The organism is Martinezella hainanensis, from assembly GCF_900094555.1.
In the GTDB taxonomy this organism is placed as follows: domain Bacteria; phylum Pseudomonadota; class Alphaproteobacteria; order Rhizobiales; family Rhizobiaceae; genus Rhizobium; species Rhizobium hainanense.
In genome coordinates, this window is sequence record NZ_FMAC01000001.1 from 741,911 (window position 1) to 762,627 (window position 20,717).

19 protein-coding genes and 1 tRNA gene are annotated in these 20,717 nt (G+C 57.2%); 15 read left to right on the top strand and 5 right to left on the bottom strand.

Annotation, left to right across the window (positions count from 1 at the left end):
* Window positions 1–213: 213 nt before the first annotated feature.
* From xylF to GA0061100_RS03615, 7 genes are all read left to right on the top strand, one after another.
* Window positions 214–1,254, top strand: coding sequence for a D-xylose ABC transporter substrate-binding protein (xylF, locus tag GA0061100_RS03580; protein WP_075851247.1), 1,041 nt, complete (start codon window positions 214–216; stop codon window positions 1,252–1,254).
* Between the two features lie 291 nt (window positions 1,255–1,545).
* Entirely contained in the window at window positions 1,546–2,859 is a 1,314-nt protein-coding gene (locus tag GA0061100_RS03585) for a sugar ABC transporter permease (RefSeq protein WP_075851248.1), read from the top strand.
* Between the two features lie 15 nt (window positions 2,860–2,874).
* Entirely contained in the window at window positions 2,875–3,657 is a 783-nt protein-coding gene (locus tag GA0061100_RS03590) for an ATP-binding cassette domain-containing protein (protein WP_069612788.1), read from the top strand.
* 161 nt (window positions 3,658–3,818) lie between these two features.
* A tRNA-Arg gene (locus tag GA0061100_RS03595) sits at window positions 3,819–3,895 on the top strand.
* 716 nt (window positions 3,896–4,611) lie between these two features.
* Window positions 4,612–5,319, top strand: a complete 708-nt coding sequence (locus tag GA0061100_RS03605) for a dual OB domain-containing protein (RefSeq protein WP_143525375.1) — start codon at window positions 4,612–4,614, stop codon at window positions 5,317–5,319.
* A gap of 156 nt (window positions 5,320–5,475) precedes the next feature.
* Window positions 5,476–6,099, top strand: coding sequence for a DUF488 domain-containing protein (locus GA0061100_RS03610; protein WP_075851254.1), 624 nt, complete (start codon window positions 5,476–5,478; stop codon window positions 6,097–6,099).
* 5 nt (window positions 6,100–6,104) lie between these two features.
* Window positions 6,105–6,551: a DUF488 domain-containing protein gene (locus tag GA0061100_RS03615; RefSeq protein ID WP_342194701.1), complete on the top strand. Its 447-nt coding sequence runs from the start codon at window positions 6,105–6,107 to the stop codon at window positions 6,549–6,551.
* An 18-nt stretch (window positions 6,552–6,569) separates the two neighbouring features.
* Here the strand turns inward: GA0061100_RS03615 and GA0061100_RS03620 are convergent, their stop codons facing one another.
* Together GA0061100_RS03620 and GA0061100_RS34605 are read right to left on the bottom strand one after the other, a co-directional pair.
* Window positions 6,570–6,749, bottom strand: a complete 180-nt coding sequence (locus GA0061100_RS03620) for a hypothetical protein (protein WP_075851255.1) — start codon at window positions 6,747–6,749, stop codon at window positions 6,570–6,572.
* 96 nt (window positions 6,750–6,845) lie between these two features.
* A complete protein-coding gene (locus GA0061100_RS34605; protein WP_159444763.1) occupies window positions 6,846–6,986 on the bottom strand; it encodes a hypothetical protein in 141 nt (46 codons plus the stop codon).
* 632 nt (window positions 6,987–7,618) lie between these two features.
* Between GA0061100_RS34605 and GA0061100_RS03630 the strand changes: the two genes are divergently transcribed.
* From GA0061100_RS03630 to GA0061100_RS03660, 7 genes are all read left to right on the top strand, one after another.
* Window positions 7,619–10,636, top strand: coding sequence for an HsdM family class I SAM-dependent methyltransferase (locus GA0061100_RS03630; RefSeq protein ID WP_075851259.1), 3,018 nt, complete (start codon window positions 7,619–7,621; stop codon window positions 10,634–10,636).
* Window positions 10,633–11,346, top strand: a complete 714-nt coding sequence (locus GA0061100_RS03635; RefSeq protein ID WP_075851260.1) for a hypothetical protein — start codon at window positions 10,633–10,635, stop codon at window positions 11,344–11,346. Before GA0061100_RS03630 ends, GA0061100_RS03635 begins: the two co-directional genes overlap by 4 nt.
* A 670-nt stretch (window positions 11,347–12,016) precedes the next feature.
* Entirely contained in the window at window positions 12,017–13,015 is a 999-nt protein-coding gene (locus GA0061100_RS03640) for a glycosyltransferase family 2 protein (protein ID WP_244557754.1), read from the top strand.
* 14 nt (window positions 13,016–13,029) lie between these two features.
* Window positions 13,030–13,653, top strand: a complete 624-nt coding sequence (locus GA0061100_RS03645; RefSeq protein WP_075851262.1) for a class I SAM-dependent methyltransferase — start codon at window positions 13,030–13,032, stop codon at window positions 13,651–13,653.
* A 37-nt stretch (window positions 13,654–13,690) separates the two neighbouring features.
* The gene (locus GA0061100_RS03650; RefSeq protein WP_075851264.1) at window positions 13,691–14,584 is read left to right on the top strand and encodes a lysylphosphatidylglycerol synthase transmembrane domain-containing protein; all 894 of its coding nucleotides are present in this window, start codon (window positions 13,691–13,693) and stop codon (window positions 14,582–14,584) included.
* 5 nt (window positions 14,585–14,589) lie between these two features.
* Window positions 14,590–16,941: a hypothetical protein gene (locus GA0061100_RS03655; RefSeq protein WP_075851266.1), complete on the top strand. Its 2,352-nt coding sequence runs from the start codon at window positions 14,590–14,592 to the stop codon at window positions 16,939–16,941.
* 234 nt (window positions 16,942–17,175) lie between these two features.
* Window positions 17,176–17,493, top strand: a complete 318-nt coding sequence (locus tag GA0061100_RS03660) for a hypothetical protein (protein ID WP_075851268.1) — start codon at window positions 17,176–17,178, stop codon at window positions 17,491–17,493.
* 140 nt (window positions 17,494–17,633) lie between these two features.
* Here the strand turns inward: GA0061100_RS03660 and GA0061100_RS03665 are convergent, their stop codons facing one another.
* Both GA0061100_RS03665 and GA0061100_RS03670 read right to left on the bottom strand, forming a co-directional pair.
* On the bottom strand, window positions 17,634–17,945 hold the full coding sequence (locus GA0061100_RS03665; RefSeq protein ID WP_075851270.1) for a hypothetical protein: 312 nt from the start codon (window positions 17,943–17,945) through the stop codon (window positions 17,634–17,636).
* Between the two features lie 298 nt (window positions 17,946–18,243).
* Entirely contained in the window at window positions 18,244–19,344 is a 1,101-nt protein-coding gene (locus GA0061100_RS03670; protein WP_075851272.1) for a porin, read from the bottom strand.
* Between the two features lie 389 nt (window positions 19,345–19,733).
* On the opposite strand from GA0061100_RS03670, the gene GA0061100_RS03675 reads away from it, so the two are divergent.
* The gene (locus GA0061100_RS03675; protein ID WP_075851879.1) at window positions 19,734–20,195 is read left to right on the top strand and encodes a cupin domain-containing protein; all 462 of its coding nucleotides are present in this window, start codon (window positions 19,734–19,736) and stop codon (window positions 20,193–20,195) included.
* Here the strand turns inward: GA0061100_RS03675 and GA0061100_RS03680 are convergent.
* Complete coding sequence (locus GA0061100_RS03680) at window positions 20,192–20,710, bottom strand: GNAT family N-acetyltransferase (protein ID WP_075851273.1); 519 nt, start codon at window positions 20,708–20,710, stop codon at window positions 20,192–20,194. The genes GA0061100_RS03675 and GA0061100_RS03680 overlap by 4 nt on opposite strands.
* Window positions 20,711–20,717: the final 7 nt, after the last annotated feature.

Consider the following 20,717-nt stretch of genomic DNA (forward strand, 5'->3'; position numbering starts at 1 on the left):
CCTGCTCATTCAACCCTCCTCCTCCGCAGCCCGTAATAGCTTTTTCGGATGACCGATGAAACCTGGCAGTGCGGGTGTTGACAGCTGAAAAAATCTCTGACACTAAATTTCTCGACTGTCGAGAAAAAAGTCCAAAGCTTTTCTTGTCAGCATTTTCGCCGCGGCCGACGGGAGTTCAGGATACGTGCGGTCGCATTCAATCGGGAGGATCACATGAAAGCTTTCATCAAGCTGGCTGCGGGCGCAGCCATCGTTTTGACCATGCAGACGGCTGCCTTCGCCAAGGATCTCGTCGTCGGCGTTTCCTGGTCGAACTTCCAGGAAGAGCGTTGGAAGACGGATGAAGCAGCCATCAAGAAGGCGCTCGCAGCAGCCGGCGCCAAGTACATTTCCGCCGACGCCCAGTCGTCCGCTTCCAAGCAGCTGACGGACGTCGAGTCGCTGATTTCGCAGGGCGCCAATGCCCTCATCATCCTGGCGCAGGATTCCGACGCCATCGGCCCCGCCGTTGAAAAGGCTGCCGACGAAGGCATTCCGGTTGTCGGCTACGACCGCCTGATCGAAAATCCGGCCGCCTTCTACATCACCTTCGACAACAAGGAAGTGGGCCGCATGCAGGCTCGCGAAGTTCTGAAGGCAAAGCCGGAAGGCAACTACGTCTTCATCAAGGGCTCGTCGTCTGATCCGAACGCCGACTTCCTCTTCTCCGGTCAGATCGAAGTGCTGAAGTCCGCCATCGACGCCGGCAAGATCAAGAACGTCGGCGAAGCCTACACGGACGGCTGGCTGCCGCAGAACGCACAGCGCAACATGGAGCAGTTCCTGACCGCCAACAACAACAAGGTTGATGCGGTCGTCGCCTCCAACGACGGCACCGCCGGCGGCGCTGTTGCTGCCCTCGATGCCCAGGGCCTCGCAGGCTCCGTACCGGTTTCTGGCCAGGATGCCGACAAGGCAGCCCTGAACCGCATCGCGCTCGGCACGCAGACCGTTTCGGTCTGGAAGGACTCGCGTGAACTCGGCAAGCGCGCCGCTGAAATCGCCCTTGCTCTTGCCGGCGGCAAGACCCAGGACCAGATCGACGGCGTCCAGACCTTCAACGGCGGCCCGAAGCATGTCGCAATGAAGTCGGTCTTCCTGACCCCGATCCCGATCACCAAGGACAACCTGAATGTCGTCATCGACGCAGGCTGGATCTCCAAGGCTGAAGCCTGCCAGGGCGTCAAGGCCGGCAGCGTCGCTGCCTGCAAATAAGCACCCGGCTTGACGGGTTGACCCGAAGATAATGCCGACGCCGCAAGGGGCTCTCCGTTGCGGCGTCGAATGCGGATGAGAGGCCCGCAACCAAACCCAGAATGGGAATGAAGGCCTCCCGCATGTGTTGCGTCATCGCATATCCGATCGACCCGCCGGACGGCGGTCGTGGAACCGGGAAAACCGGATGGGCGAGCGATGACGTCTATTGTGACCAGCGCGGATACTGCCCAGCGATCAAGAAAGAGCATTCGCGGGCCTGCGCCCAACAAGTGGGAGAACGGCAAAGCGATGGCCGACATGACACATTCCACAACATCGAGCGGTCCGCGCAAGGCAGAGGAAGGTGCGTTTACGCGCTTCCTGCGCGCGACCGAAATCGATACGCGCCTGCTTGGCATGATCGGCGCGCTGCTGATCATCTGGATCGGCTTCGACGTCTATACGGGCGGCCTCTTTCTGACCCCCAGAAACCTCTGGAACCTTTCCGTCCAGACCTGCGAGATCGCGGTGCTGGCGACCGGCATGGTGCTCGTCATCGTCACCCGCAACATCGACCTTTCCGTCGGCTCCCTGCTCGGCTTCGTCGCCATGATCATGGGTGTCATCCAGGCGAAGTACCTTCCCACCTATCTCGGCTTCGACAGCTCCTGGACCTGGGTCATCACGTTGATCTGCGGCCTCGTCGTCGGCACGCTGATCGGCACCTTCCAGGGCGTCATCATCGCTTTCCTGAATGTCCCCTCCTTCATCGTCACGCTCGGCGGCCTTCTCGCCTGGCGCGGCCTTGCCTGGTACGTCACCAGCGGCCAGACTGTTGCGCCGCTCGATGCCACATTCCGCATCATGGGCGGCGGCGCCGAAGGCTCGATCGGCGCAACGTGGAGCTGGATACTCGGCGCGCTCGCCTGCGTGTTCATCGTTCTCGGCATTATCGGCGGACGCCATCAGCGCAAGCGCTTCAACTTCCCGCGCCGGCCGCTCTGGGCCGAATATTTCCTCGCCATCCTCGGCTCCGCCCTCGTCCTCGTCACTATCTACGTCTTCAACATCTATTACTGGCCGGTCGGCATCGCCAAGAAATATGCGACAGAACACAATATCCCCTGGCCGGAAACCGGGCTCGATATCCCCTACGGCATCGCGGTACCCGTGCTGATCGCCGTTGGCATCGGCATCATCATGACCTTCATCGCCACCCGCCTGCGCTTCGGCCGCTATGTCTTCGCGATCGGCGGCAATCCGGAAGCAGCGGAACTCGCAGGCATCAAGACCCGCTGGGTGACGGTGCGCATCTTCGCGCTGATGGGCTTGCTTGCAGCCGTCGCTGCAGCTATCTCCACGGCCCGCTTGAATGCCGCCGCCAATTCGCAGGGCACGACCTACGAACTCTTCACCATCGCTGCAGCCGTCATCGGCGGCACGTCGCTGGCCGGCGGCAGCGGCACCATCGCCGGCGCCATGCTCGGCGCATTGGTCATGCAATCGCTGCAATCGGGCATGGGTCTCGCCAATGTCGACACGCCGATCCAGAACGTCGTCGTCGGCGTCGTGCTCGTCATCGCCGTCTGGCTCGACATCGTCTATCGCTCGCGCGCCAAGTAAAAGGAATTCTGAACCATGACGGATCAAACCACTCCGCTTGTGGAAATGAAGAACATTTCCATCTCCTTCGGCGGCATCCACGCGGTCGACAACGCCTCGGTGGACCTTTACCCCGGCGAAGTCGTGGCACTCCTCGGCCATAACGGCGCCGGCAAGTCGACGCTGATCAAGATCCTCTCCGGCGCCTACAAGCGCGACAGCGGCGATATCCTGATCAACGGTGAACCCGCCGATATCCGCAGCCCGCGCGACGCCAAGAAATACGGCATCGAGACGATCTACCAGACGCTCGCCGTCGCCGACAATGTCGACGCCGCCGCCAACCTCTATCTCGGCCGCGAGCTGCAGACCCGCTGGGGCACGCTCGACGACGTCGCGATGGAGGCCAAGGCACGCGAAGTGATGGGACGCCTCAACCCCAACTTCAAGCGCTTCAAGGAGCCGGTGAAGGCACTCTCCGGCGGCCAGCGCCAGTCGGTCGCGATCGCCCGCGCCATCCTCTTCGATGCCCGCATCCTGATCATGGACGAGCCGACGGCGGCACTCGGCCCCCAGGAGACGGCGCAGGTCGGTGAGCTGATCAAGCAGCTGAAGAAGGAAGGCATCGGCATCTTCCTCATCAGCCACGACATCCACGACGTCTTCGACCTCGCCGACCGCGTCTCGGTCATGAAGAACGGCCAGGTCGTCGGCCACGCCCGCACCGAAGACGTCACCAAGGACGAAGTCCTCGGCATGATCATCCTCGGCAAGGTGCCGCCAAAGGCCACCCCCGGCCCCGGCGCCATGAAGGAATGAGCCGAAACCGCCGATGACGACAAGGCCGCGCGCCAAAAGCCCGCGGCCTTCCCCACCAAAACGTCCGATCTCACGCTTTCCTGAATTTTCCGCATTGAAGCCAAGCGCTTCCTAGGCTAAGAACCAGCCATCGGACAGGCGATTCAAAACCGCCACGGCATGCACCCGTAGCTCAGCTGGATAGAGTGTTGGATTCCGATTCCAAAGGTCACAGGTTCGAATCCTGTCGGGTGCGCCAAATTTTTCCAACTCTGGCCTATTTAAGAACGCCGAACACCGCCGATTGCCCGCACAAAAGACGCCCGAAAAATGGTCTGCAGTGAAGAAACGTAGAAACGGCGGCAATCGGCAGTGAGAAGTTCGAATCGCTTTCTGCTCATTCCTTCCCCGCGCAGAAGTCACGAATAGCGTCCGTCAACGTGGTGTAATTTGGGGTGTGAACCGGGCCGTCATGATCAGCCGGCCTTTGGTGTAATCTGAAGGGATTACGGTGGGCCAAGAAATATCTCCTCTGGCTTGAACCCGCCATTCGCCAGGAGCTGTTTTTTGACGCGCTCGGGGTTTTCAGAGTAAGCCACCAAGGCTAGGGATCTTTCTGCGCGGCTGCATGTGACGTAAAAATGCCGACGCGTCGAAGCTGTCTGACTGTCCTCTGCTCCGCCGTCGAAGGGCTTGTCGTATTTGAACAGGAAAGCGTAGAAACGACGGCGAAAGAGTTCGAATCCCGTTCGATCCGCCATCATGCCCGGTATGAAAGCGGGGCCTGATCTCGCGAAGGGTCTGCCGCCGTTCTTGCGTTAGCGATCGAAGCCGAATGCTGGAAACGCGCCTCTGGCGTGGTTCCAGCGCAGCTAAGAGCGCGGCCCGAAGGGAACGCCGCCACTATACCTTCTCTACTTGCAAAAACTTTCCTTCAACCACAGATTATTGAGAACGGGTGGGGGATAGAAAACGGTGCCAACATATAATCTGATAATAACCGATGTCACACGATATGGTTCTTTGTTTTGTGTCGCGGGCTGGGATCTGCAAAATGGCGGAATGATACGGCCGGAGCCGCCCACCGCGAACGCCGCTGCGGAAGCATCTCGTTTCTGGGAAGAGAAATATGCTGGCCCCGGCAAATTCTTCGCGGCTGGCAATATCGTGCGCTTCGACGCCTCCGCGCCGCCAGCACATTTTCCATTCCCACACGCAACGGAAGATCGCCTTGTGATCGTGGGCAACTCGGCAGTGCTTGGGCAGATGACACCCGCCCAGCTTGTCCAAGCGGTTGCGCCGGGCGTGTCCGCGTCAATGGACGATGCCTTTGGCGGGCAGCTTCACAGAGTCCACTCCGGAAAGGCGCATGTGACCGCCGGTTCGCAAGTATGTTCACTCGACGCCATCGATCTCGAACCGGAGGCGATCTCGTTCTACGAGGACAACCCGGCACCGGGCAAACGGCAGCTTCGTGCGCTCATCGATCAAGATGGCGTCGAATATGATCTCTCAGTACCAGCCGACGCTGCGAAGACTCGTTTTCTTGCTGATGGAGTTGCCGCGCTGCAAGCCGATGCACAGGCGAGCCAGCGTATTCATGTTCGTCTTGGGCTATGTCGCCCTTTCGAGGCGATGCCAAATTCCTGCTACGCGCAGGTCAATGGACTGTATTTCCTGTGATTGATGGCTGGAGCGTTCGCCGGACCGGATATCTTGGAAAATGCATGGGCCCTACGAAGAATGCTGGTCGCACGGCGCATGCCTTGGTAGAATGCGGGAATGCAATGAAATGGAGATCGTGTCGGACGAACGGTCGTAACGTGTGGGAGGCCGAAGTTGGCGGATACGACTGTTGAGGTTCTGACGATCGGGCATTCGACGCTGCCCTACGAGCGGTTTATCGACCTTCTGCGGCAGGCGTCGGTGACAGCGATCGCGGATGTGAGAACCTCGCCATATTCGCGGCATTTCCCTCACTTTAACCGGGATACCCTGCGCGACGAATTGCGACAGGACCAGGTAGCCTATGTCTTTCTCGGTGAGGAGTTGGGTGGTCGTCCGAAGGAAAAGCGGTTCTTTTGCGACGGCGTCGCCGACTACGAAAAGATGGCCGAGACGGAGGCGTTTGCGCGCGGTCTGGATCGCGTCATCGAGGGTGCGAAGAAATACCGCATCGCCATGATGTGTTCAGAGCATGATCCGCTCGATTGCCATCGTTGCCTTCTCGTGAGCCGCGCGCTTCATCAGCGTGGTGTTGCCGTCCGCCACATTGTGAGCGGCGGCGAGATCGTTGATCATCGGCAGATCGAAGCGCAGCTTATGGAAATGTCGGGGAAGAGCGATGTCGATCTTTTCGATCCGCCCGCAAAGCGGCTTGCCGCAGCGTATCGAGATCGGGCTATGAAGGTCGCGTTTTCAGAGAGACAAGACACCGCTCGCAAATCGGCGGCTGCGGAGTAAATGATTTGAGAGGCATTGATTTAACGACGATTGGGTTCACCAAAACCACCGCGTCCAAGTTTTTCGACAGGCTGAAGAATGCGGGCGTCAAGAAGGTGATCGACGTCCGCCTGCATAATACGTCACAATTGGCGGGCTTCGCCAAAGCCGACGATCTGGCTTATTTTCTGAAAGAGATTTGCGGCGCGGACTATGTTCACCTGCCTCTACTCGCACCGACAGATGACATTCTGAAAGCCTTCAAGCGCGACAAGGGTGATTGGAATATTTACGAAGGCTCGTTCATGCGCTTGATGGAACAGCGCAAGATCGAGAGCAGACTGAAACCGAATATGTTTCAGGGTGGATGCCTGCTGTGCTCGGAGGACAAGCCGCATCATTGCCATCGGCGGCTCGTCTGCGAGTATCTGAACACCAAGTGGGATGGGACGCTGAAAGTTCGCCATCTTTGATCTGATCCGCGGCCCCGATCATGACGCTGATTGCGAATCTCCCGCCAGCCGCAACAGTGCCGACAGGCCAGCGACAACGCCGATCAGGCCAGAGGCATAGGCCCATTTCGTTGCCTCGACGCCGAGCATGAAGGGCAGCGCGTAGACCGCGAGCGTATAGGCCAAGACAGAAAGACCGGCGACCAATGCGACGGCCATCAGATCGGTCGCGCGGGGTCGATCCCCGCGCGACCGATTTTTGGGGTGACGTATGGCAGGAAGGCCGGGACCGCTCACGCGATCCCGGACCGGTCCTCACTCGGCGACTTGCATGTAGGCGTCTGCCGCTGGTGTGGCATCGAGTCCAACGGGCCGTGTGGTGCGCAGCACAGAAGGCAGCCAGCCACTTTCGGCCAGAGGCTTCTCTGCGGTTTCCGCCATCGCCTGCTTCTTCATGCCCGCAATCCGTTTACCCGGCCTGTACGGAACGGAGGAACGACGTGGAGATCGTCCCGGCCGAGCGTCAGCGATCCCTAGCGCGCCCAAGCGATAGGCCCGGCGCGAGCGAAAGCGGGAGCCGGGTACGAGGAATGGATCAGGATGTGCAAAGACGCAAAACCTGAAAACCGTGCAGCCCGATCGCCGCCTTCCTGTCCGTTTTCTGTCCACAATGCCGGCAAGCCGCTTTACCCACATAAAATTATGTGGCATCATACATTAATCTATGTAGTGGTACGCTCGGGATGCTCTATGCGGATTTCCTAGAAGAGCTCGGAAAGGCTGGGTTGAGTGTCCGGGCGTTCGCGGAACTTATCGGCATGAACCCTAATTCGCTCTCAAATTATGCGCGCACTGGTGAACTTCCTACGCACTTGGCGCTTATTGCCGTTCTCGTCGCTGGCCTCAACCAGATGGGTGGCGACTATCGGAGCGTCATGTCAAAAGTCGAACTGGCGCCCAAAAAACCGCGCGGGGGAGCTCGTCGAGGGCGTTTCGGCGGAGATCGCCAAACCAATTTGGACCTCGACATATGAAGACCACCTGCGACATGACAGCGCGTGTCTCTTTGTGCCACGCGAGGCCGTTCAATGGTTGATCTAGCGACCATCATTTCAGATTTTGGCGGCGATCCCGCAGGGCTTCGTCTGCTGGACGGCGACGGCCCTGACCTTCTGCCATACGCGACACTCCTGACGGCGCGCCGCGCTGGAAGAGATTTGCTGGGAAGCGTTAGTGCCATTTACGAATGGCAAGGCGCGCCGCTGCTCGTTCTCATTGACATCGATACTCTTCAAAATGAGGGCCATCTTCATAAGATAAGGCGACTGCTCGCCATGCGAGGTGACGCCCCGTATCTGGCGGTCGTCGGGCCAGGCCGACTGGACGTTTATCGTATTGCGCTCGACAGTAAATCGCCGGGACAGGCTCGTGTCGATTGGAGCGATGGCAGCGACAACAAGGTCGCGGCGTTGGCGCGCTTGGCAAATATCCGCCCCCAAGCCGCAATCAGCCAGCGCAACTGGATTTCCAATGTCGTTTTGAATCTGCTTACTGGGTCGATCACCAAGCTGATTGCGATCGACGATGTGGCGGATGAGGATGCAATCTCGCTCGTCGGGCGCGCCCTCTTCACGCGGTTTCTCGCAGATCGGAGCCTGCTGCCATCAGCGTTGTCCGGCGCAGATGGTGGTGCGAGCCTTTTCGACAATCGAGAGGTCGCGGCAAAAACCTCCGCCTGGCTTGATGCGACCTTCAATGGCGATCTTCTGCCGGTATCGGACAGCATCTTCGCACTGTTACCGGATCATGCTTATCACACTCTTGGTGATGTACTTCGCCGCGCGCCCGATAGTCAGCTATTCCTTGGTTGGGAAGAAAAGTGGGATCACCTCGACTTCGCTCATATTCCTGTTGGCGTTTTAAGTCAGGCATACGAGCTTTATCTGCGCAGTCATGCGCCAGCGCGGCAACGGCGCGAGGGCGGTTATTACACTCCACGACCGATTGCGGACCTGATGGTGCGCGCGTCCTTCCGGGCGCTGGAGCGGCAAGACGCGTGTCATAAAGCGAGGGTTCTCGACCCGGCGGCCGGTGCCGGGGTCTTCCTCTTGACGGCCTTTCGCGAGTTGGTAGCGGAGAGTTGGCGTTTGGAGGGCAAGCGCCCCGATACGGGCGTATTGAGATCGCTTCTCTACAATCAGATCGTAGGTTTCGACATCAACGAAGCGGCACTCCGCTTCGCGGCGTTGGGGCTGTACCTCATGTCGATCGAACTGGACCCAAATCCGCGCCCAGTCGACAAATTGCGGTTCAAGGATCTGCGCGGCAAGGTGCTGCATCGCATCAGGGCCGATATCGAAACCGAGGGCAACGAGCTGGGGAGCCTAGGGCCGCTCGTCGGGGACGAACATATCGGTCGCTACGACCTGGTGATCGGGAATCCTCCTTGGGCAAGCGGCACTGGACTGCCCAACTGGAGCCTCGTTCGCGCGACAGTATCCCGTATCGCCGCCGACAGGAAGGTATCGATCGCATCGCCGCCTCTGCCGAACGAAGGGCTCGACCTGCCCTTCGTCTGGCGCGCTATGGAGTGGGCCAAGCCTGGGGGGCAAATTGCCTTTGCCCTTCATGCCAGACTGCTGTTCTTGCAAGGTGATGGAATGGCCGAGGCGCGTCAGGCCATGTTCGAGGCGCTCGATGTCACCTCTGTCATCAACGGCGTCGATTTACGCCAGACGAAGGTTTGGCCTGAGATTTCCGCGCCGTTCTGCATCCTGCTGGCTACTAACAGGAGACCCGGCCCCGGTGCCGGGTTTCGACTTATCAGCCCAAAGGTAGAATCGTCACTGAACGACTCCGGCACGATGCGGGTAGATGCACTGAATGCCGAAGTGATTGCCTCAAAACAACTTTCGCAAACGCCCGAAATACTCAAAATACTATTTCGTGGATCGAAGGCAGACTTCGGGATCGTCGAACGTTTGCGCAGTCAAGGGCATCCAACCCTGGAAGCATTCTGGCGCGAAGCGATCGGAATGTCTCCGGGCGGGCAGCTGAAGGGAAGCGGAAACGGATACCAAAAGTTGCGAGCCAGCAGTACGGTTCGGCGGCAGGGTGACGGTCGACCAGGAGAAGATGCGCGTGCTCTATACGGATTGCCTGAAATCACGGCCGCTACGTTCAGCAATATCGAAATCAATCATGGGCGACTGTCCGCCTTCACTCAGGATCGCGTCCATCGTTTGCGTTCGAAGGACATCTATTCAGGGCCGCTTGTCGTGGTTCATGAGGCGCCCCCGGTGCTCACCGGGCGCATTGGCGTGGCCATCTCCGAGAAGGACGTGGTCTTTAATCAGAGTTTCTATGGATACAGCGCAACCGACTTTCCTGAAGCTCATCTCCTCGTTCGTTATCTAGCACTCGTTCTGGGCAGCGAATTGGCTGTCTGGATCGCTCTCGTAACCAGCGGTCGATTCGGGGTCGAGCGAGAGGTCATCGAGAAGGCGACGCTGGATCGTATCCCCTTGCCGGACTTCAGGACACTCGCCCGCTCACAGAAGGACGAACTGCTGGCGCTCTTTGATGGCTTGCAGCGTGGTGAAAATACTTGGGCCGTCGTGGATAAATGGGTCGCCGAACTGTACGGCCTCGGCCCACGCGATCTTCAGGTCATTTCGGATACATTGGAGTTCAACCTGCCGTTCGCACACAGCAAGCGGGAGGCCCAGGCAAACCCGACGGAAGCGGAGCAGCTCCGCTTTTGCGAAGTTTTAGAAGGTGAGCTTGCCCATTGGTGCGCTCGTTTCGACACCAAAATCGTGGTTCGTCCTCTTCGCCAGCCAACCATCGCTCCTTGGTATGGTATCGATGTGCGCACAACGCAGGGGGATCGCGGTGCATCTGTCGGTGCGCGTGATTGGGAAGGGTTGCTGCGAGTTGCCGACGAGGCAGCCGCATCGGAAGTCGTGCTTCGCGATGGAGATGAAGGTCTGCTCATCGGTCGACTGGCACAGAAGCGCTACTGGAGCGAAACGCAAGCGCGGCTGCTCGCCCAGCGCATCGTCTGGTCGCACCTTGACCTACTTAAGGGTCAGGTACGGGCATGAGAGCAGTGTCGATTCATCCACGTCCCGATCAGATTACCGAACTGACGCGGGGGCTTCAGTTACCGTTGCCCGAGGTGCCGACCGTTCATCTCGACATTATTGCGGAAAGCCTTCTTCAAGCTTTCGGCGACATTCGCGCGCAAGCGCCTGCAACTGTCGCCTCGGGCACAGAGTCCGAAGTGACGGCCCTGCTGGAAGCACGCCTCAACGCGATGATAGAGCACGAACCGCTCTGGGGTCAGCTCGTTCTTTGCGTTGCACGGGGAAAGGAGAGCCTGAGCTTCGACGGATCGCATCTGGAAAAGCGTCCCGATCTTTCGATCTACCTATCCAATCGTAACCGCAGCTTCCCCCTCATCACGGAGGCCAAGATCATCGACGCTGCCGCATCGAAGACGGAGGCGCTGTATTGCGATAATGGCATACGGCGTTTCGTGGAGGGCGAATATGCCTGGGGCAATCGTGAAGCGTTCATGATCGCCTATGTCAGGGATGGCTCATCGATCGGCACCAAACTGACGCCCTTTCTTTCCAACGCCGTTTCACAAAGTCCTCCCGGCTATTTCGTCGAAGGACTGCCAATGGCGACAGGCTCGGGAGGTTTCGACCTGGCGCATTCCAAGCATGGTCGCAGCTTTCTTTATTCTTCCCATTCATCCGAGAGGCTCGAACCGGGATCAATTTCGATCTGGCACCTCTGGCTTTCCTGATATGCCTCCGTCTGCGCGTCGAACAAAGCGCCACGAACGTTTCCGGTTAGGCGCTTCGAAAGCGTGTAGGCTGCATATCGAGCTTTGCAGACGTGATCTCGAAGCGCGCTATTGCAACGCGGCTCGTCCGAATGGCGGGCGAGCAGATAGCCTGCGATCTACGGCGGCCTGAAAACGTAGGCAATCCAACTCAAAGGGCGGTATTAGAGGGTTATAGAGTAGACATAGTTCTCGTCTTCACCCGGCGCGGCGCGCCATAAATCTCAACGACGTTCCGCCAAAACAGCTGGGCTTCATGTAAGCGCTGGAAGCGACCCTAAACATTCATCGCCTGAGATGATCTAGCCCCATTTGGCAACCAGCCAACAACGCGCGTTCTATTCAACAGAGCCGCGACGGCACCTTCGCATCCTTTGGTATTAACTGTCCCATGCCTCGACTCGGCAGAATGAGTTGCTGACAGCAGATAGTCCTTTAATGCCTGTGCGCTCAGCAAAATACATGCTAACCTAATGGTCACTCAACTTTATCAAATAAAACAGAGGACATCTGCGTAACGTCTTTATTAATGGCATTGCAGGGATGTTCATACCACGCTAATTGGTATGATCACCCGGAGTGCTGCTCAGTATGCATGCTTTTCCTCCGCGAATTTTCCAAGAGTGCCGAATTGTCAAAACTCATCATTCAGATTCCTTGCCTAAACGAGCAAAAGACCCTGCCGATTACGCTTGCCGATCTTCCGCGACAAGTTGAGGGTTTCGACACGGTCGAATGGCTGGTTATCGACGATGGGTCCGTTGACGACACCGCCAAGGTGGCAGCGGAGAACGGCGTGGATCACATCATTTCCCTGACACACAATCAGGGCCTCGCCCGAGCCTTCATGACGGGTATCGAAACGGCGCTGAAGCTTGGGGCCGATGTGATTGTAAACACCGATGCCGACAATCAATACGACGCATCCTGCATTCCCGATTTGGTTCGCCCGATCTTGGAAAAACGCGCACTGATTGTGGTTGGTGCCAGGCCGATCAGTGAAATCGAGCACTTTTCGCCTTTGAAGAAAATTCTCCAGAGATTCGGCAGCTGGACGGTGAAACTGGCAAGCGATACCACAGTTGCAGACGCCCCCAGCGGGTTTCGCGCCATCCATCGCGATGCGGCGGTGCAGCTGAACGTATTCAACCGATATACCTACACTCTGGAAACGATCATCCAGGCGGGACGCAGGAATATCCCGATCACCTCCGTACCGATCAGAGTGAATGGCGATTTACGGCCGTCAAGGCTCGTCAAAAGCATTCCGAGCTATGTCCGGCATTCGCTCATCACGATCGCCAGAATATTCATTGTTTATAGCCCCTTACGCTTCTTCACGACAATCGCGGCCATCCTCGCCATACCCGGTATTTTGATGATCCTGCGCTTTCTCTATAAATATATGATTGGAGAAGGTAGCGGCAACATACAGTCTCTGGTCCTTTCAAGCGCGTTGATCGCACTTGCTGGCATCATCGCCGTGAGCGGAGTTTTGGCTGAACTTATCGCGGTTAACAGGCGACTGCTTGAAGAGATCAAGATCAAGCAGCTGCAGCAACAGCTCGGAACTGAACGACAACCCATTCAATCTGGTCTTACCAAGCTCAAGCGGGGACTAGCAAAATAAGCGGAATAAAGACAATGGCCGAGGCCCTTCCAACCTATGATAACGTCGCGGGAAATTATTACGACAAGTATAATACGCGAAACCCGATCGCACGTTATTTGATGAATGGCTTCCTGAGCAGCTTCGATGAGCTTGCTGACAAGGCAAGCACTCGCGACGCATATGAGGTGGGCTGCGGCGAAGGCAATCTTTCGATGCGCTTGCATGATCGCGGCTGGAATGTGCGCGGAAGTGATTTGGAAGAGAGCAGCGTCGCCGAAGCCAACGGTCAATGCGAAGCACGCGATATAACGCACAGATTCCAAACCCGGTCGCTGTTTGATTTGACGGCAGCAGAAGCAAGCGCCGAACTGGTCATTTGCTGTGAGGTGTTGGAGCATGTTCCACAAACGGAACGCGCGCTGGCTGTTTTACAATCTCTGGCCAACCCTTATCTGCTCGTGAGTGTGCCGCGAGAACCGCTTTGGCGCGCCCTGAACATGGCACGTGGGAAATATATTCGGAATATGGGCAATACCCCCGGTCATATCCAGCATTGGTCGAGCGCCGCGTTTCTCGATCTTCTGCGGACGAAGTTTTCGATCGTCGAAATCCGTAAGCCGCTCCCTTGGACAATGGTTCTTTGCCGTCGTGCGTGAGGTGGTGCGAAGCCGTGGCGTTGCCGGGGCTGGGCAGATGAAATTTTATGCCCGCATCGCAGGCACACTGCTGAGTTTGATTGCGATCCTCGTCGTGGGTGCGACCGTCTATCGTTCCTTCGATGGGATACGCCACAGCTTGTCGTCAGGGCTGTTCGTCTCGACCGTTTTCGGCTCCGTTTTGGCCTATGCCGTCCTTCTCCAACTTGTCGGTCTGGCATGGCATCGCCTGCTGACAGCGGCTGATGGCCCCTCGCTAGGCACGATGCAGGCGCTTGTCATTTGCGGGCGAACCCAGATCTACAAATACCTTCCAAGCAACGTGCTTCACATGGTTGGCCGTTATGGCTTCGCGAAGAAGGCAGGGGTTTCAAACAAGGCGCTGGCCTTTGCCCAAATTGGAGAACTGCTAACGATCGTATCCGCTGCGTCCGTCCTCGCCGTCGCTTTCGCCAAATCGACTTTGGTGCGCGCCCTGAGCCTGTATGGATACAATTCGCAGCTAGTGGATACCATGATAGCAGCTGTCGGTATTGCAGCTCTGGTAATCGGCATTGTTCTCACGGCTCGTTTAAGAACCGCAAAAATTAGCTATCGAATGCTTTCGGCGCTCGCCATAGCGTTTGTCATCTATGTGTTGTTCTTCCTCGGAACCGGCTTGCTGCTGACTGCGCTTTGCAAGAGCATCATTAGCGACGTTGGGATAACCGAACTCATTGGCATAGGAACAACCGCCTGGCTCGTCGGCTTTGTCGTTCCCGGCGCTCCCGGAGGACTTGGCGTACGCGAGGCGCTCCTCATTGGCGGGCTTTCAACGCTAGGCTTATCCGTCAGTGACGCAACCGCGGTAGCACTGGGATACCGTATCGTGACGCTAGCTGGGGATGCAGCGGTTGCTATCGTCTTCATGTGCATCAAGCTTCAGAGATAATTTGAATGGAAATTAGTGAGCAGACCATATTGCGGGATGCAGACTGGACCGCGCAGGAAGTAATCTTTGCAGTCTTGGCTGGCGCCTGGGTGCTCCTGCTTCACGGCGCAGTGCCATTCCTCATGACGCCGACATTGGGACAGGCCATATGGGCCTCCGGGTTTGCCCAATCTTTTGCCAATGGCGGGTTGCTGGACATCCGCGCCCACGATTTTGGAATTCCCCTGCCCGCGGCGATCGCCTTCGGCCTTTCCGGCGCACTCCCCATGGGTTGGCTGATCCGGTTGGGATTACATCCCGCTGACGCCTATGCCGGCGTATTTGCGCTTTGGCTCATGATTGCGTTTTGCTCCGCCTATCTCATTTGTCGGTCTTTAGGGACAGTTCGCTCTCTCTCAATCCTCGGCGCGGCAGCGTGGATGGGCATGCCCATTGTCTGGGCACATGCAAACTATTCAATGCTTTCATTGGGAATTGGCCTCCTGCCCTTTTACTTTCTCGCAGCATTGCGCCTGTTCCGGCTGGAAATGGCCGTCAACCGAGTCTCGGCGGCATCCCTTTACGTTCTGGCTGCTCTCATTTCGATTTTCATGGATGGCTACACCTTTGTGATGTTTGCCGTCGGCTCGAGTATTCTCCTTGGTTACTCCCTATTATCGGAGGGCGCAAAACGCCAGGATCTGTGGACGAAAGCGTTGCCTGTTCACATCGCCAGTTTTTTCCTCGCGTACATAGCGTTTGCAGCCTATATCGGCAGATATACTTACGAACAGAGTCCGATAGATTTCTTTCGCGGCTGGGGGCTTGATTTATCTTTTGCCCTTGTTCCAACAAAAGGAATGTATTGGCTCCTCGACAAGTCCGGCCTAAGCGCAGCAAGGTCGGATGCGCTATACTTTGGCGACGCCTCCGTCTGGAGGACAACCTTTGCACTCCCCACGATTGCAGTTGCGTTATGGGCCTGGTGGCAGGCCGGGAAACGCTGCAATCTCTCGATGTGTTTCCTGATCGTGGCGCTGATCGCCTTCTACATGGCCCTGGGACCATCGTTGAAAATCGACTCCGTTAAGCCTGAAGAAATTCGGACCGCGCACCCGGGCCAACAAAGCGCGCTGATGCCAGCTCAGCTTGCTATAGCGCCAACGGGGAATGCATGGATCTCCGAAACGCTGCCCGGCTTCAAATCGATGCGAGCATCCTATCGATGGTCTGCTCTCGGGATATTCGCACTATGGATGGTGATCGTCATCTGGTCAGGAAGCTCTGACAGGAGATATAAGCTGCCGGCCGTAGCGCTTACTTTAATCGCGCTTCTTAATATTCCGAATCTTCCCGAGAGATTTCGCTCGCTCGCCGACAACAGGATGCAGTTTCTTCAGATCGATACGGACTTGGTCGAGAAACTGCGTCAGACTGTCAAGCAGAACGAAACGGTTGCCTTCGTCCCCTGGCAAAATGATTTTATCGTAAACTATCTCGCGCCGAAGATAGGGTTTCGAGCCTTCAATATAGGGGGAGACAAGAACCTTGCTGATGCGCAAACCCAGTGGCCTTCGGATATGCAGGCTTTGGGTGGGCAGCTCGATGACAGTAAGGTCAGTCATATCGTGCGATTGCTTGCACTGCAAAAGACGGATGCCGTGATCGTTCCGTATTTCCATACGCTGTGGTCTGCGCACCTCTGGCCCTGCCTCGATCAAACGAAGGCCAAGCTTACAGAGAGTTTGAAGGAAGAATGGAGCGATATTCCTGATTTTTATTGCCCAGACCAACGAAAGGCCGCCCTTCATTCGACAATCCAAAAGATCGAGGCATCGCCCTATCTATCTGTGAGCGACGACGATCTGTTTGCGACAATCAGGCTGCGACCTGAATACCAAAGAGAGAGCGGTCACGATCTCCTATTGAAAACCATCCTCTCACACACTCCCTTTCCAATCGAGTTCGGGACAGCATTGCCAGATATCGGATTCATCCTGAGCGAGGGATGGAACACGCCAGAAGCGGATCACGTTTGGTCCCAGTCCGTCGCTAAGCTGGCGCTTCCTGTTCCAGACGCTTGTGATGTCAGGAAATGTCTTACGACACTCCATTTCAGCATTTTCGGAGCAAGCCCCCAGCGACCCGTCATGATTGAACTCGAAAGCCAGACCAAGAGCGGCGATTGGAAGAAGGCGATGTCGGTGACGAAACAGGATGGCAACGAGTTGTCCGTGCCGCTAAGCACAGAAATGGCTTATCAGGAGATAAAAATCAGCATTCCAGATGCCACGTCACCAGCGATTTTGATGGGAACGGCGGATGACCGAACACTTGGTATGGCACTGATCCGCGCTGATCTGACCTTTGCGAATTAATTCCGCGATGACGTGCGATCGCCGTTTGAGAAGGTCCGGAACACCCCGTGTCCTTCAACGGTGCCCACACCACCCCATTTGCGATGGGCCGGCAAACCGGCCTGCGTGGATCGTTCCCCACCACCTTACCAAGGTTTAACCGGATGGATGCCTGGCGGTAATGCTGGAAGAGCTATTGTCTGATCGTACTCAGCGACCGAAGGGTCGCAACTACTGGACATAAGGATCAAGGCTATGCGGACCACTATGCGCACACTTGCCATCACCGGTCTGGTCGCCTTGACAATTGCAGGCACGACAATTGCCACCGCTTCCCAGGCTGAAGCTCATAACAATTTCGGCCGAAGCGTTGCCGCCGGCATCGCAGGAGCGGTTATCGGCGGTGCTTTGGTCGCCGGCGCGACCATTCCTCCGGCCTATCCGGCGCCTATGTATGCAGGCCCTGCCTATGCACCCGGCTATCTGCCGCCGGCACCATATTATTCCCGCTGCCATGTGGTATGGCATCAGAACGCATGGGGCGACATGTATCGCGCTCGCGTTTGCGACTGATAGGCGGTCAATGAAAGCTTGACATTGGATTCATGCCGATCGAAGTATTGGCCGGCAAGACGATCCAATTCATGGCCCGCCTTGCTGACTTGATTCCGACGCTCCGATCCGAAGCGGTCGACCCGTCATTTACCATCAGCTCAGTGGTTCTTGTTCGGCCCCTTGCCGGTGGAGAAGCTGCAGGTCTTGATCTTGCAGTTGGGATCATCACTCGTGGGGACGCTGGCACTGCTCATAGCGCCCTGACCGAGGCATGCCATCGAATTCGAGACCGTTCGATTGTACATCATCAGGCCCGGATGATGAGATGGATACCTCAGCACGATCGACCCTTCCTGTGCTATCTTCTCATGCACAGCTGCGCAGGTCATCGATTTCGAATTGTAGGCCGACATGGCCATGGCGTTGGTAGACATCGTTGCAATTGCTGCAAGAGTGATGATCGTCTTCATGGGGCTTCCTTTGATGGCACCAAGTAGCGCTAGAAGGGATGAGATATCCCTTCATTAGCTTCACATTTATGACAGTAAGCCGACTTCCCTTTGTCAGCTGTATAGGTTGCGATCGTGAACGATCGCCCCGGCAAGCTCGTGGTTCAGATACGCTCGAGCTGAAAGCCGTCTCGCCTCATGCCGATTGGCAGCATGCTGGCTGAGCTAAGTTTTCCAATCGTCTCGGAGTGAGACAAACAGGGCCTGATGCAAATACCAGGCCCTACTTTAGATGAAGGTCAAGCCAAGTCGACCGACCTTAGAAAGTCCGCTCGAAGCGCAGGATACCCGAGAAGGTATCATCGCTCGGCAGGTCATAGTGAACGTAGGTGAATTCAGGCTCGACCAGCAGGTTCTTGACCGGGTTGAACTTTACGTTGGTCGTGGCTTCGAAGATCTTCGAGTCGGTATAGGCAAGCTGAACGTTCCACTTCAGCTTGTCGTTGATCGGAACGCCGACGCCGCCCCAGACGGCCCAGTCGCCCCAGCCGCACTTCGCACCGTGAACGACGCCATCGGAGGTCGTGCAGGCAGACACGTTCTGGTTCGAGCCGGCATACTGGTTGAGCTTGTCGCCATCGGTGTTCCAGCCGCCCATCAAGAAGGCCGTGAGGAAACCGAAGTCGGCGTCGACACGAGCCTTGATGGCGCCTTCCTCGACGATCGAGTCATAGCCGCCGACGACCTTGAAACCGAACATGCCGGCCTTGTAACCGAGACCAGCGACAACGTTCGGAGCGTAGTGGTCGGCCTTCGAAAGCTGCCAGCTGCCTCCGTAGGCGCTGGTGGTGGTGCCGGAGTTGCTGTCTTCGAGCGAGATGACGCCCGTGAAGCCGGTGCCGCTGTCATAATTATAGGTCAGCTGGTTCAATTCATACGGACCGTCATAGATGACGTCGTCTTGGATCACGTCGCCGGCATAGCCGACGAACTGGTTATATTGCGAGTCCGTCTTGCCGACAGTGAAACCGCCGAGAGTGATGTAGGCCCACAGCAGGTTCGTGGAGGTCGAACCGCCGTCGTTCCAGTCCCAGCGAACGATGGTTTCGGTCTTCAGCGGACCATATTCGGTGTCGGTCGCGGTATTGAGATTGAGTTCGGCGCGGGTATGCCACTTGGTGCCGAAGTTGCTGTCGCGATTGTAAGGATCTTTCCACTGGCCTTCGGTGCGAACCTTGCCGCCGACCCGCAAGCAGGTCTCCGTGCCGGGTATGAAGAAATAGCCAGCGCCGAACGCGTCGCAGATGCGCACATATTCCAGCGGCTCCGGTTCGGCGGCAACGATGGCGTCAGCCGCGTGAGCGCCGGAGACGACACAGAGGGCCGCGGCCGAGCCGATAAGCAAGCTCTTGATGTTCATGGTAACTCCATTCTTCAAATGAACTTGCGCGACAGACGAACCTGGGGGCCGTTCGAGGTCAAGTTTCAGTGGCTAGTCCGAAGCACGACGCTTCGCTTCCGAGCAGGAAGTTGTGACTGAGATCTCGCTTTTACAAGGATCGAAATGAGGGGTCGAACGTATGTGACAGCATGTACATATACTGTGTTGCCTAAACGACGCACATGTGTACGAACGATGACAGATACATGACAAAAGGCAGCAAATAGAGGTGGTTTGCCAGGCACTTCGCGAGGATATCGCGAGAATATAATGCCAGATAGGATGCTGGACTGACCGAGATAAATCTTGGTAGAATTCGAGCTACGCAGACAGCATATCCACCCATGGCAAATCGAGGCAGGATCATCATGCCGAAGATCGATGTTGCAGCCGTGCCGGAAATCAAAGGCACGCGTTATCCCGCTCCATTCAACGACCCTTGCACAGAGCGCATCCGGCAGCGGCTGGGCAATGCCGGCGGCCTCAAGGATTTCGGCGTCAATCTCATGCGGCTGCCGCCGGGCAACTGGTCGAGCCAACGACACTGGCATTCGGAGGAGGATGAATTCGTCTACGTGCTGGAAGGTGAGCTGACGCTGGTCGAGGACGATGGCGAAACCATATTACGCGCGGGCGATTGCGCCGCCTTCCCGAAGGGTTCCGGCAACGGCCATCACATGATCAACAAGTCGAGTACCACAGCCATCTATCTCGAGGCCGGCTCGCGTTCGCCGACGGACCTCATCACCTGTTCGGACGTTGACATGATGAGCTCCAGCACGGATGGGCGTTTCGTACACAAGGACGGCATGCCCTACCCCGACGGCTAAACCGGTTCGTCCGCATCAGCCGCAGTGATCCGGTACGAAAGAAGATGCGTCGGCGCGCCATGCAGCATGATTTCGCGCTCGAAACCGAAGCCGCATTTTTCCAGCACGCGCCGGGAGGCGACATTGACAGGACGCACAAGGCCGACGACGCGCTTTGCTTGCAGGTCGTGACAGGCGAAGGCCAAAGCCTCCCGCACCAGTTCAGTCGCATAGCCGCTTCCCCAATAATCGGGGTGCAGGTGGTAGGAGAGATTGAGCCCGTCGAATTCCGTCGAAACGGTAACGCCGCCAAAGCCGATCAGCCGGTCATCCGTTTCGATCGCCCAACGCCCGAATCCATTCAAGCGCCAGTGCGCGCGATCACGGGCCAGCCTTCGCGCACTTTCCGTCGGAGAATCCGGCGTCGGATCGGGCCGGTGAGCAACAAGTTCTGGCCGGGCAAAGAGTGCGGCCACGAAATCCAGATCCCGCTCCTCCGGCATGCGCAGGACCAGACGCTGGGTTTGCCGGATCATAACGATT

Coding starts and splice junctions, on each gene's coding strand:
- xylF (WP_075851247.1), top strand. CDS start 214: ATGAAAGCTTTCATCAAGCTGGCTGCGGGCGCAGCCATCGTTTTGACC.
- GA0061100_RS03585 (WP_075851248.1), top strand. CDS start 1,546: ATGGCCGACATGACACATTCCACAACATCGAGCGGTCCGCGCAAGGCA.
- GA0061100_RS03590 (WP_069612788.1), top strand. CDS start 2,875: ATGACGGATCAAACCACTCCGCTTGTGGAAATGAAGAACATTTCCATC.
- GA0061100_RS03620 (WP_075851255.1), bottom strand. CDS start 6,749: ATGGCCGTCGCATTGGTCGCCGGTCTTTCTGTCTTGGCCTATACGCTC.
- GA0061100_RS34605 (WP_159444763.1), bottom strand. CDS start 6,986: ATGAAGAAGCAGGCGATGGCGGAAACCGCAGAGAAGCCTCTGGCCGAA.
- GA0061100_RS03630 (WP_075851259.1), top strand. CDS start 7,619: ATGGTTGATCTAGCGACCATCATTTCAGATTTTGGCGGCGATCCCGCA.
- GA0061100_RS03635 (WP_075851260.1), top strand. CDS start 10,633: ATGAGAGCAGTGTCGATTCATCCACGTCCCGATCAGATTACCGAACTG.
- GA0061100_RS03645 (WP_075851262.1), top strand. CDS start 13,030: ATGGCCGAGGCCCTTCCAACCTATGATAACGTCGCGGGAAATTATTAC.
- GA0061100_RS03650 (WP_075851264.1), top strand. CDS start 13,691: ATGAAATTTTATGCCCGCATCGCAGGCACACTGCTGAGTTTGATTGCG.
- GA0061100_RS03655 (WP_075851266.1), top strand. CDS start 14,590: ATGGAAATTAGTGAGCAGACCATATTGCGGGATGCAGACTGGACCGCG.
- GA0061100_RS03660 (WP_075851268.1), top strand. CDS start 17,176: ATGCGGACCACTATGCGCACACTTGCCATCACCGGTCTGGTCGCCTTG.
- GA0061100_RS03665 (WP_075851270.1), bottom strand. CDS start 17,945: ATGAAGACGATCATCACTCTTGCAGCAATTGCAACGATGTCTACCAAC.
- GA0061100_RS03670 (WP_075851272.1), bottom strand. CDS start 19,344: ATGAACATCAAGAGCTTGCTTATCGGCTCGGCCGCGGCCCTCTGTGTC.
- GA0061100_RS03675 (WP_075851879.1), top strand. CDS start 19,734: ATGCCGAAGATCGATGTTGCAGCCGTGCCGGAAATCAAAGGCACGCGT.
- GA0061100_RS03680 (WP_075851273.1), bottom strand. CDS start 20,710: ATGATCCGGCAAACCCAGCGTCTGGTCCTGCGCATGCCGGAGGAGCGG.